8 protein-coding genes and 1 tRNA gene are annotated in these 13,459 nt (G+C 41.5%); 6 read left to right on the top strand and 3 right to left on the bottom strand.

Going from position 1 to position 13,459, the window contains the following annotated elements; all coding sequences use genetic code 11:
• The first annotated feature begins 36 nt into the window (after positions 1-36).
• On the top strand, positions 37-4,263 hold the full coding sequence (locus SU86_RS09275; protein WP_052755396.1) for a fibro-slime domain-containing protein: 4,227 nt from the start codon (positions 37-39) through the stop codon (positions 4,261-4,263).
• Positions 4,264-4,372: 109 nt separating this feature from the next.
• On the opposite strand, the gene glyS is transcribed toward SU86_RS09275, so the two are convergent.
• Together glyS and SU86_RS00350 are read right to left on the bottom strand one after the other, a co-directional pair.
• Entirely contained in the window at positions 4,373-5,830 is a 1,458-nt protein-coding gene (gene glyS / locus SU86_RS00345; RefSeq protein WP_048186741.1) for a glycine--tRNA ligase, read from the bottom strand.
• Between the two features lie 35 nt (positions 5,831-5,865).
• Positions 5,866-6,705, bottom strand: coding sequence for a deoxyribonuclease IV (locus SU86_RS00350; protein WP_048186743.1), 840 nt, complete (start codon positions 6,703-6,705; stop codon positions 5,866-5,868).
• 83 nt (positions 6,706-6,788) lie between these two features.
• Between SU86_RS00350 and SU86_RS00355 the strand changes: the two genes are divergently transcribed.
• The 5 genes from SU86_RS00355 to SU86_RS00375 are packed head-to-tail and all read left to right on the top strand — an operon-like array spanning position 6,789 to position 13,361.
• Entirely contained in the window at positions 6,789-7,793 is a 1,005-nt protein-coding gene (locus SU86_RS00355) for a DNA primase (RefSeq protein WP_048186745.1), read from the top strand.
• Complete coding sequence (locus tag SU86_RS00360) at positions 7,786-8,907, top strand: DNA primase small subunit domain-containing protein (RefSeq protein ID WP_048186747.1); 1,122 nt, start codon at positions 7,786-7,788, stop codon at positions 8,905-8,907. The genes SU86_RS00355 and SU86_RS00360 overlap by 8 nt, the downstream gene beginning before the upstream one ends.
• A gap of 54 nt (positions 8,908-8,961) precedes the next feature.
• Positions 8,962-11,808 (top strand): UPF0182 family protein, encoded by a 2,847-nt coding sequence (locus SU86_RS00365; RefSeq protein ID WP_048186749.1) that lies wholly within the window; start codon positions 8,962-8,964, stop codon positions 11,806-11,808.
• Between the two features lie 34 nt (positions 11,809-11,842).
• Positions 11,843-12,385 (top strand): type 1 glutamine amidotransferase, encoded by a 543-nt coding sequence (locus tag SU86_RS00370; protein ID WP_048186751.1) that lies wholly within the window; start codon positions 11,843-11,845, stop codon positions 12,383-12,385.
• 34 nt (positions 12,386-12,419) lie between these two features.
• On the top strand, positions 12,420-13,361 hold the full coding sequence (locus tag SU86_RS00375; RefSeq protein WP_048186753.1) for a C39 family peptidase: 942 nt from the start codon (positions 12,420-12,422) through the stop codon (positions 13,359-13,361).
• Here SU86_RS00375 and SU86_RS00380 read toward each other — a convergent pair.
• Positions 13,362-13,435: transfer RNA gene (locus SU86_RS00380), tRNA-Gly, on the bottom strand.
• Positions 13,436-13,459 lie beyond the last annotated feature (24 nt).

The following is a 13,459-nucleotide window of genomic DNA, read 5'->3' on the forward strand; positions in this document are numbered from 1 at the left end:
GGTTATCTAAATAAACGATAAACTATGCCTAAAGCCATGAAGTCTAAAAACATTACAATTATAGCTGTCCTTGCGATATTCCTAGTACCGTTACTCCAAAGCGTTCCTGTCTTTGCATTAGATTTTTCTACAGAAAAAATTACCATACCTGGCACTGATAGATTTGGTTGGACAGTTAAGCGCACTGATTTCGGCGTTGCTGTTGGAGAACCCTTTGCAGATTCTGGATCTGGCAAAGTACATTTTTTTGACTCTACTGGATCCATTACTGGTGAAATAGAAAATCCAAATGTTGGAGGATCACAAGATAATTTTGGCTATTCCCTGAGTTCACTTGGCAATATACTTGCAGTTGGTGCCCCAGGATACGATAATGACGAAGGCATAGTGTATCTATATGATATTACCAATCCTTCCTCACCCACACTAATAACGCCTGGCATCACAAATCCGTCTAATATGAATGGCGAAAGAATGGGAGAAGACGAAATGAACTTTTTTGGCGATGATCTACTCGTAGGCGTCTCAAAGGCAAAAAATCACGGTCAAATTCAAGCAGGAGTAATACATCGATTTGACACAAGTGGTGGTTTAGTATTGACCTACGATGATCCAAATTCTATTGACCCGAACAACATGTTTGGAAGATCAATCTCTGTGGATGACAGTGTATTTCTGAGCGGAGCTCATGGCACAGATAACGAAAAAGGCCATGCCAGTGTCCTTGACAGCTCATCCATACTTTTCCCAAATCCAGATGATCACGAAGGTGACAAATACGGATGGTCAACTGAAATAACTCCAAATAGATATCTCGTATCTGCCATTAATGGAGAGGTTAGCTACTCTAGCGACTCTCTTCCGCCACAAACTGTCCAACAGGGCAAAGTATACCTGCATCACAAAACCACATCGAACACAGATGTGATAACCAGCCCGGATATTTCAGATCTTGATCTCTCTCAGGATGTCACAGACAACTTTGGCTATGACATATCTGAATCAGGTGGCTTCATAGTTGTTAGCGCTCCATTTGATGATGTAAGTGATTCATCTACTACACACATTGATGCAGGCAGCGTGTATCTCTATACCGGCAGTGGGTATCCATTAGAAACTATGCATAATATTGAGCCTCAGAATAATGCTCTTTTTGGACATTCAATCGAGATCGTTGATGGCCTAATTGTTATTGGAGTACCTGGAGATAATAACAACCAAGGCGCAATTTACTATTTGGCCGTTTCTAATGAATTTGCTGCAACCCTGATGATTGATGCGCTACCTAACCCAGTACTAGCTGGTGGCACCACCACAATCACATACACCATAAAAAATTCTGGCACTGCAGATCTCTTTAATGCTATTGTGACTATAGACACTCCTACATGTTCTACATTCGACGGCCCATTTTCAATTGATGAAGATGAACATCTCAACTCTGGAGAGGAATGGCAATTCACTTGCGAGGTAGTCGTTACAGCACCATTTGAGGAATCTGTAGTTGAAGCCACCACAGAAATTGCATATCTAAGTGATCCAAATGAAGAATCGCCCACCATAAAATCTTGTGGGGATCAAAACTTTGAGTGTAGTGACACTGAATCTATAGAAATTCTTGGCCCTTCAATCACATTGGATGTCTCAGCAGATCCAACTACAATATTCACGGGAGAGACCTCAATTGTTACATTCAAACTTACTAACGATGGAAATGATCTCCGTTACGCATTTTGGGAAGATATTGATGTCAATTGCACTCCAGAATTTGATACTCTTGGTAACCCAATTGAAATAGTGCCTACAGGAAGCGTTGATTTCACTTGTGAAGTTACAGGCGCCGATGATACCACACTAGACATCATTGCAACAATAATCACTAAAGACGCAAACAATGAAAATCCGGTGACTGTATCTGATACTGTTACAATAAATGTTATAGTACCTTCAGTTACACTAGACATTTCTGCAGATCCGGATCCAACTTATGATCAAGAAGTAACCACAATCACATATACCGTAACAAACTCTGGCAATGCTCCACTCACAATTGACTCTCAGATGGATCTCATAGAGAATTCTGGTGCCTGCACTCCAACTACCATAACCGCACTACCAGTAACACTACAGCCAAGTGAGGAATTGATATTCACATGTACTGTCACGGCCGGCACATCACCAATCAACTTTGATGCTACTATAACAGCAGCTGACGAACATGGTGATCCAGTTTCTGCATCTGATACACTTATTCTGAATGTAATTGCACCAACAATCGATCTTGCAATATCTTCCAATCCAAACCCAGTCAATACTGGATCTAACTCATTAATCACATATACCGTAACAAACTCTGGCAATGCTCCACTCACAATTGACTCTCAGATGGATCTCATAGAGAATTCTGGTGCCTGCACTCCAACTACCATAACCGCACTACCAGTAACACTACAGCCAAGTGAGGAATTGATATTCACATGTACTGTCACGGCCGGCACATCACCAATCAATTTTGATGCCAAAATCACAGCAGCCGATGAAAACGAAAGACCAGTATCAGCTTCTGCCCAACATACACTAGATGTAATCCAGAATATAGTACTCTCAGGCATAATTCGGGACTTTAAGATTGCTCATCCAGACTTTGAATACAAAATATCTGATGATGATGGAATAGTCAAAATGACACTAGGCGGTGATGGTGAGCCATTATACAGCGGAAATCCATTCACTGGAACCATCACTACAACAGGTCTTGTAAACTATAATCATTGGTACAATCATGTCAACACGATAAATGACTGTACACAATATGACATCACACTAAGCCCAACTACCTCTGGCACCTTCAAATACATGGATAGTGACTTTTTCCCAATCGATGGACAGTTGTTTGGCAATGAAGGAAAGCCACACAACTATCACTTTACATATCAAATTCATGCGACATTTGTCTATCAGACTGGACAGACCATAATCATGACTGGTGATGACGACATTTGGGTATTCATTGATAACAAACTTGCTCTGGATCAGGGAGGAGTACTACCTCCAAGAACTGGAACAATCAACTTGGATACTTTGGGCCTGACTCCGGGAACAACCTATAGCTTTGATCTGTTCTTTGCAGAACGTCACACTGTACAATCAAATCTTGGAATAGAGACTAACATCCCACTAATCCAATCAACTCCAGCACAATGCAGTGCAGTTGATGCAGTAAATGACTCTGTATTTGCTATACAAGGCCCTAACACAATACCTATCACAAACAACGATTCTGGATTTTCATCAATATCTGCATTCACACAAGGACTGCATGGTTCTGTGTCTCAGATAGGAACGTCACTGGTGTATACTCCTGCTTTGGGCTTTGAAGGAATTGATCTATTCACTTATACTATAGCCAACACATTGGGCGGTACTGATACTGCCGTAGTAACTGTAATTGCTTTGACAGATGCAACATGTCCATTACCACCAGACTCGTACAACATGATACTAGGTGATAATACTAACAACAAGCTCAGAGGTACAAATAACAATGATCTGATACTTGGCCTTGGCGGCGATGACAAGATCTATGGCAAGGGAGGCAATGACTGTCTAGTTGGAGGAAACGGCAATGACAAGATATGGGGCGGAGATGGTAATGACACCGTATTATCTGGAAGTGGCAATGATCAAATACACGGACAAAACGGAGACGACACAATGTTTGGCGGCATTGGAGATGACAAGATCTATGGCTACAAAGGAAACGACGTAATTGATGCCGGAGCGGGCAATGATAGAGTGCACGCAAACCAAGACAATGATACTGTATTTGGTGGAGACGGCAACGATTGGCTTGGTGCAGGAATAGGCAATGATTTAGTAAACGGCGGCATTGGAGATGACAAAATCTTTGGCAGACCTGGAAATGACATTCTAAATGGTGATGCAGGCAATGATTACATTCATGCTGGACAAGGAGATGACACTACAAATGGTGGCGATGATAATGACAAAATCTTTGGTCATCAAGGTGTAGATATTCTAAATGGAAATAATGGCAATGATTACATACACGGCGGCCAAGGAAATGACGCACTTGATGGAGGGGATGGTAATGACAAGTGTAATGGCGATCAGGGATCTAACACAATTGTTAACTGTGAAGTAGAAGACAAGAAGATGAAAGAAGACAAAGAAGAAAACGATGATGATGAGGGAGAGAAAGAAAATGACGATGATGACGACAAAGACAACAAGGACAAATAGAAAAAACAGCTCATATAATTAATAATTTAAAAGAAATAACCTCAACTGTAATTCAGGTTTTCTGGATTTTTAAATAAAAACTCTCCTAGTCAACTCGAAAATTCATCATTTATGGAAACGCAGTTTCTTTAGATAACACAGAATCCAATTCTACTATCTTGATTCTGTCCTGACTCATTGAATCACGCCTTCTCAAAGTTACTGTCTCATCTTGTAATGTTTGGTGGTCTATTGTTATGGCAAAGGGAGCTCCTACTTCGTCCAATCTTCTGTATCTTCTACCAATAGCTCCTGAATGATCCAAGAATGCATCGTATCTTCGCTTTATCTGCAAAAATATTTCATCTGTTTTTTCCTTTAGGCCGTCTTTTTTTACCAAAGACAAAACCCCAACGTGAACTGGCGCCAAGTATGGCTTGATGGATAGAACCGTTCTGTCATGTTCTTTTTCCTCGCGCAAGCCATGCTCTAGTATTGTATATAAAGAACGGTCAATTCCCATGGAAATCTCAAACACATGTGGCAGTACCTTTTGCTCATCGTCTAGCACCTCGAATTTTTCCTTGGACTTGGTTGCATGGCTAGTAAGATCATAGTCCGATCTATAATTGCACGCAACAAGCTCCAACCAGCCAATTGTGGTTTGGACCTCAAAGTCAAAAGCAACGCTAGCATAGAATGCCTTTTCCTTTTCCCCTAGTCGACGGAATCTAGATTTTGTAATGTCGATTCCAGTCTTTTCATAAAATTCAGTCAGTAATCCCAAGTAATATGCAACAAACTTGTTTGGCAAGATTCCAGAGTCCACTGCTTCCTTGCATGTCATTGCCTTTAGGGCATCATCAATCCATAATCGAATGGTAACATTTTGTATCTCAGAAAATCTCTCCAAGTCATTTAGCTTGGCAGGATTGCAAAACACCTCAATTTCCGCCTGGTAAAACTCGCGCAATCTCAGTAATGATTGCCGTGGTGATATTTCATTTCGAAAGCTTTTGCCGATTTGTGCAATTCCTAGTGGCAGCTTTCCCCTCATTGTCTTGAACAATCTTGGAAAATCCACAAAAATGGACTGACACGTCTCTGGTCTAAGGTATGCCGCCTCTGCCTCCGGACCAATCTCCACCTTAAACATCATGTTGAATTTTCGCGCCCGCTCAAACTCACCCTTGCATTTTGGACATCGAATGTTTTTCTCAGATATCACTTTATCAAAGTCAGGCAGGTCCGCACTTTCAGGAATTTCTATTTTTATCTGCTCAAAGATGAGTTTGTCAGCCCTATAATTCAACCCGCACTCAATACACCGAATCACGGGATCTGCAAAGCTTGCCAAGTGACCCGATGCCTCAAAGACCGACTGGGACATTATTTGCGAGCCATCAATTTCCATCATTCCATCGCGTCGTAACAACTCGCGCCTCCACAGCTCGATGAATTTGGTTTTCATTGATACGCCGGATGGGCCATATTCCCAAAATCCGGCCTTTGCATCAGAGTAAATCTCGCAGCTAGGAAAGTAAAATCCGCGCTCCAGCGCAAGCTGCATCACACTATCATAATTCATTGGTATGACTCCCCCAAATCAGAATAAATTTGAAGCTATGCAATCTCTTTTACCTTTCTGAGGTTGGCAAAATCATCACGTGTATTGTCAATTGGAGTCTCCAAAATTATTGGTATGTCTTTTTTGTTTGCCATCTTTACTACAGATGCCATTCCTCGCTCACCTATTTTGCCTAGGCCAATGTGTTCATGCCTGTCCAGATTCGAGCCAAGCTCGCCCTTGGAATCATTTAGGTGCAAAATCTTCAAGTGTTCAAATCCAACAGTCTCATCAAATTCTTTGAATGTCTCGGCAACGTCTTTTTCCGATCTTAGATCATATCCATATGCAAACGCATGACACGTATCAAAACAAACGCCAAATCGATTCTTTGGCTTTAATCTGGAAAGAATTTCTGCCCACTGGGCAAATTCGGATCCCACGGAGTTTTTCTGGCCGGCAGTATTCTCTAGTAGTATAGTAACATCATTTTTTACTTCGGCTGCTTTCTCAAATGCTTTAACCAGTTGGGCAATCCCCTTTTCCTCTCCCTCTCCAAGGTGGCTACCCAAATGTGCAACCAGATATGGTATGCCAATTTCTCCGCACCTTTGTACTTCTTTGATCAAAACGGCAACCGATTTTGCATGGGTTGCTGCATTTGGTGATGCCAAATTTGGCAGATATGGCATGTGGGCAACCGTTGCAAATCTGTCTATTTTGCTGGATGCTAATTTATCCCTAAATTTCAGGGCGTCTTGTTTTGGAATCTCCTTCGCAGTCCACATTCTAGGGCTGCGCGTAAAAATCTGAAATGCAGAGCACTCTCGTTCAATCGCATTGTCTACTGCTGCAGAAAGCGAGCCGGAAATGGAGACATGCAGTCCTACTCGCATACATTTTTCCCAATACATCATAATTTAAACCAAAATCAGAATGAAAACTCTAATTTTTATCTAGAAATCACCAATTAACTCCAATGAAGCTGGGAACAGAAGAGATAGCAAAGTATCCTTTTTTGAGTGAGGCCGGAACCTATCTGAGAGAAAAAGGATTTACACTGGAACAGTTTGGCGATGAGGATTTCAAGCCCATAATCGATCTGGCGTTATCTCGAATCCAAATCGCCGCAGAGGGAAAAATATTCAACTCGGATTTTTCAATCAAAAATCTGGACATTGAGGTATTTTCGTTTCTAGTCGCAGTTATTTTACTAAAGCAGAGCGGCATGAACACTTTGATTAGGAGATTTTCTCTTGCCGAGGCAAGACGTGCGGAAAAATTCCTAGAAAAAGACCTGATCAACGCTCACACAAATGAAGAACTGGCAATCAAAATCATCAAGGACCTTTTTGCAATGAATGTCTCAAAGTCTGATGATTATTTTGTAATACCTGCACCAGACTATCTTACCCACGCAGTTAATTTCCATGAGCAAGAATGGAAGCTAGTCAATCGGCTGGTCCATGACGGCAAGGTTTTCCTCTCCGCACACGAAACAGTCAGATTGATCCGAAAGGAGCTGGACAATTTTATCAGCTCAAAAATCCAATCAGCAAACATTCCAAGCATCCCAGAATCCTTCAAAAAACCAATTGATACATTACTCACTTTAGCAAAAAAATTCACAGTCCAAATAATAGAGACAACAGAACAACCTCCTTGCATCAAACATGCCTTGGAGATATTGCACAAAGGGGAAAACCTACCTCATTCTGGAAGATTCATGCTGGCCACATATCTTCTCAACAAGGGCCAGACAATAGAAGAGATTGCACCGCTTTTCAAAAACGCACCGGATTACAACGAAAAAATAACACTATACCAGCTAAAACATCTGGCAGGAAACTTTGGAAGCGGAACAAAGTACGCATGTCCTTCATGTGAGAAGCTAAAGAGCGAAAACCTTTGTTATATCATACCCGAGTGCGCAAATATCATCAATCCATTGCAGTTTGGCAGGAAAAAGATAAGCAATGCTTGAGCCAGACGCAAAATTCCTAGAGGATTCTTTCAAGAAATATTATTTTGATCATTTCGATCTTATTCGTACGCCAAAAAATCCAGAGATGCGTGAGTTTGGGTACCAAAAATTCAATTCCGGCATGATTCGACACATCTCGCTAAGATCCGACAAGGAACTGCATCTGTTATTGATGAAAAATGTACCGTCCGATGTTTATTGTTCCAATGCTAGATACTCTTTTCCAAATCTACCAATGGCGGAAAAGGACTGGCAAAACGCAGATCTTATCTTTGATATTGATGCCAAAGACCTTCATTTGCCATGCAGAATAAATCATACTGCAAAAAAATGCAATTCCTGTGGATGCATGTTTTCTGGCCTTGATTCCTGTCCACAATGTAAGAGCACAAAATTTGATGTATCGTCTGTGCTGTGTAATGACTGTATGGTTGGTGCAAAAAGAGAAGTGGAAAAGCTCATTACAATCTTAACTAGTGATCTTGGAATCAAAAAACAAGATATCACCGTTTATTATTCCGGAAATGAGGGTTTTCACATACATGTGTCCAGTTCAGAATATGAAAAACTAGACTCTAGACACAGAGCAGACCTAGTTGATTATGTGACATTCAAAGGCGCAATACCGGAAACATTTGGTGCTAGGACAAACTTTGCAAAATCAATCTTTTCAGATGTAGATGATAAGGGTTGGCCTGGACGCGTATCAAAAAAAATCTTTGGCTCTAAATCAAACAAACCTAAACTATCAAAGGAAATCATATCAGAGGGCTATCCTGCCTTTAAAAAAAGATTGGAATCAATCCAAAAAGAGATCGGAACCCTTGTAGATCCAAATGTCACCATAGATGTACACAGAATATTCAGATTAGGCGGAACAATCAACTCCAAGTCGGGCCTCACCAAACTATTGTGCACAGATATTGCAAAATTCAATCCTGGCATGGATGCGTGCTATATTGATGATGAGAAAACCGCAGTTCTAGCTGACTGTCCAGTTGAGTTCAGACTAAAAAACAAAAAGTTCGGCCCATACAAAAAAGAAAGACTAGACGTACCAAAATATGCCGCAGTCTATATGATTTGCAAAGGGTGCGCCACGACCACAAACTAGGCGCAAAATCCTCCCCAAGACATTAATTTATCTAAAAATGAGCAAATTTTGAATTTGTATAGTTCCTCAACCGAGTCTAATTCGCCTCCACCAGGTGCAGGTAAGCTGATCCGACTGGGAATAGTTGCCATAATTGGCATAATTGTGCTTGTAATGGTTGGAAACCAGGGCGTCATACTATCCATGAACATGACAGAGTTTGACGACCAGTTCACAAAACCACTCCAATATTCTCTGATATCATCTCTAGTTCTAGCAGCAATTGCTCTGGTAAACGTGGATGTGAAAAATCGCTCCTCCATAGTTTGGTATGCTATACATGTCATGATCACATTTTTGAATCGAACCTCGCATGATCCAGTATCAAAAAACATCTCTAGTTTCCGTGACTACAAGCTTAGCGTTCCGCAGTTTGCCATCTGGCAGGTAACCAAGATCTTCCTCTTTGGAGCGTTCTTTGTCAACATTATGTTTGGTCTGGGATTATCCCACATGCTTGATGGCAATGACCTGGGAATTGATAAAATCCCAACCATATTTTCTCTGCCATTTATTGCACCGGAATCATCAGCACCAGCCCAAACCGTAATTGAATTAATTCCAGCCCTTACCATTCTAGTTCCGGCACTCTTGGGTGTGATTGGAATCAGGCTTGCAGTCTATGTCGGACTACATTCTATCATCAAAGTCATCACATCATATCTGTATGATTCATCGCAAGGAAAACCAAAATTCCTCAACTATGTATCCACAATAGAAGCAGTAATTGGAATCGGAATAATCTGGGCAGGAATAAACATGTTCTTTACAGAGCAGATCGATTACAACACAAAATATGTAATTGGTGGAACGCTTGCCGCAGGATTTTTGTTGGTTGGATTCTCAATCTTTGATAAAATTCGCTCAAAGGTACTCACACATCCGATCAAGCGCGACATTTACATCCGAGTCTTTGCGTTAATTGCAATTGGAATCATTGCCGGATCTATTATGGCCGTAAACAACAGCATTGCAGACACTCGCAAAATAGAATATTTGGGCCCATACACGCAACAACAAATCACACTAAACAGATACCTTGGCGAATTAGATAAAATCAAGATAACAAACGATGATGTCAAACTATCCTCAGTATCGCCAAACAACATCAAATCTTACATTGAACAGAACCGCGACGTGCTGGATTCCGTTAGAATCTGGGACTGGGAGGCAGCATTTGCCAAACTAAAACCAGAGATAGGCCTAATCCCATACATCACATTTGGGGACAATGACATTTTACGATTCAACAATACCCTATACTGGACTGCATCAATGAAGCCAGTCGTACCTAGTACGGTAAGCCTCGAGAATCGCTGGTACAATGAACACCTAGTATACACGCATGTACCTGATGGCTTCCTCACCCTAGAGGCCACCACCGGCCAATCAGTAGAGACAGCGGATCTGTTCTCGCAAAGGTCCATCTATTATGGAGAAGGCGGACTGTTCCGAGAGACATGGTCTGCGTTTCCAACCAACCGGGGAGGAACAAGCGCTGAAATCAATAACGCACTATACTCTGGCGCAGGTGGAATAACACTATCACCACCACTAAGCTGGGTCTTTGAGCCAAACTTTTTGCTATCATATCCAAGTACTTCGGTCCATGTAATGAGATACAAGGATGTCTATGATCGAATGGAAACATTATACCCGTATTTTCTGTATGATCTGTTTGGCCAAAAACTAGACATCTATCCAGTCACTGATGGCAAAGACACGTACTGGCTGGTACCACTAATCATAGGGTTTGATACTCATTCCGTTCCATGGTCCATGGGCAACCCATATCTCAGACTGGTAGGCTTTGCTCTGGTGGATACATATGATGGTGACATTACTCTACTAAAGCACGGCGATGACTATTTTGCCAAAATCCTAGAATCGCAATATGGAGAAAAATTCTCACCAATTCCGTCCTGGCTGACTGAGCAAATACGATACCCACAGGAACTATTCACATGGAAGACAGAAATGTTCAACATTTACCATGTTACCGATACAGAGACATTCATCCAGGCAAATACATTCTTTGAGATTCCAGACAAGCTTGATGCATATTACATCGAGGCAAAGCCGCCAGGATTTGACACTACCAAGTTTCTTGGACTATTATCGCTAGAGCTGCGAGACTCTAAAGGAAAGAACCTCTCTGGCTACATGATAGTGGAAAATGATCTGCCCACATTAGGCGATATGCACTTTTACCAAGTACCACTAAATTCAACTACCAAACTAATTGGTCCAACCGCTGTCCGCGAGGCACTGGAAAAAGACAATGACTTTGCACAGCTAAAGACATTGCTTCGAACGCCAAGAATTGGTGATAACATCCTGTACCGAGTTGGTGAGCACGATGTGTACTTTATCCCAGTGTATACTGCAGGCTCTGGCGAGGGAGTAGTGGCGCAACTAGGAACAATTGCGGCAGTTGGTGCGGCATTTAATGGTGAATACTATGTCGGTTTGGGTAATACTCAACAGGAAGCATTTGAGGCATATTTGCAAAAGCTGGCGGGAGTCGTGCCAACCTCTACATCAAAATCCGATCCAGGATTTGACAAAGAGGCAAGGCTTGCAAAAGTAAAGGCAGTCTTTGAGGAAAAAGGGCTAGAAATCATAACGCCAACGTCCCTGTCAATTCCGTTGTCATTTAAGGAAGGCGAAGTATCGCTGTTCTCTAATGCAGATGTAGAGGCAACAGACAAACTGCTAGATGAGTTCGTAAATGACTTTGTCCTACAAAAAACAAAGCGAGTAGTGATGTGGCAGGACGAAGACACCATTAACTTTGGAACTATTATAACAGTTGAAGGCGTGCCTGAGCTACACTATGTGGCAATCGAAGTAGGCAAGTAATCACAAATAAATCAAGTATTACATATGATGATTTGTGATCTTACTAGTCGATAATGGATCTGTATTTACAAAAAACATAGTTGAGTTTCTTTGTTCCACAAAATCTGATCACGCTGTTATGCCGTTTGATAAGGTGAATCTTGGAGATTTGGAAAAATTCGACTCGTTCATCTTATCCGGAAGACGTCACAACGATCAAGCCATGAATGCGTTAAATTCTAAAATCATTCATCATGCCATATCTCACAAAAAACCATTGCTTGGAATTTGTTATGGCGCAGAAATTTTAGCACTAAGCACAGGTGGGACAATTAAAAGAATGTCTTCTCTGCAAAAAGGACCAAGTATGGTACAGGTGATGCAAGAAAATCCACTCTGTGATGGTGTGATTCAAGTGTACCAAAGCCACAGCTTTGAGGTCTCTAGTCTTGGAAAATCCCTCATACCACTGGGACGATCAGACGCATGCAAATACGAGATATTTCAATATGAAAACTCTCACATATTTGGAACACAATTCCATCCGGAAATGAGTGGCGATGGTTTGTCATTGATTGAAAAATTCATCAACATCTGATCGGTATTAATACAAATCACAAAAACCAAAACCAATGAGTGATCACGAGCTATTACTTCCGCAGGTAACTGAGGAAAACATTTGCCTGCCTTTGGCAATCAGCGCTGTATCAAAATACTGGAACGTAAATCTACCGTTATCTGAGGCAAAAGAGATTGCAAAAAAATATCCAAACATGCGGGGAAGCATCCTAATTGAGGGAATCGAGCTTGCGCAAAGGCACGGCCTTGGCAGTTTGATTTTACATTCTTCCATAGCTGAGCTAAAAAAAATAATTGACATGGGAATCCCGCCAATTGTTATTTTACCAGGATTGTACGAAACAGTCCAACACGCATCAGTAATATCTGGATATGATGATGCAGAAAAGACCATTTTGCATTATATTCCGCAACAGGACCAGATAGGCGCAATCCCCGAAAAGCAGTTTGACAAATTATGGGAGGAAGACGGAAGACTGGTAATACTTTTGGCCACACCTGACATTATAGACACCATACGACTAGAGAACAAGTCCAAAGAAAAATCAAACCGCCTCTGCTTTGTATCAGAAAAACTAAATTTGCAGGGCTCACAAGATGATGCAATAAGGGCACTAAAGGAAGCCGTCTCACTAGATGAGAATAATTCCACTGCTCTGTGTCTGCTTGGCGGAATATACAATGAGAGAAACCTGCCAGAATGTGTCCAGTTTTATGAGAAAAGCATCCAATCAAACAAAAAATCATACCTAGCATATAGGGGCCTTGGTAACTATTACCTAAAGACAAAACAGTATGATATGGCAGAGAAAAACTATACTTCAGCAATTGAGATAAATTCCAGCCGGTTTGGACCAATTTACAAAAATCGCGGCCTGGCCCGAATGTCACTAAACAAAAACAAGCAAGCAAGACAAGACTTTGAGGATTACCTGAAATATTCGCCAAATGCCAAGGACAAGGACTCCATCATACAAGCAATAAAGGAAATGTAATGCGGAGTGCGGGAATTGAACCCGCGACCTTCAGCTTGGGAAGCTGACGTCCTGCCAGGCTGGACTAACTCCGCGCAGATCGGTTTCTGCAAATTAGT

This window comes from Candidatus Nitrosotenuis cloacae (genome assembly GCF_000955905.1).
Lineage (GTDB): Archaea > Thermoproteota > Nitrososphaeria > Nitrososphaerales > Nitrosopumilaceae > Nitrosotenuis > Nitrosotenuis cloacae.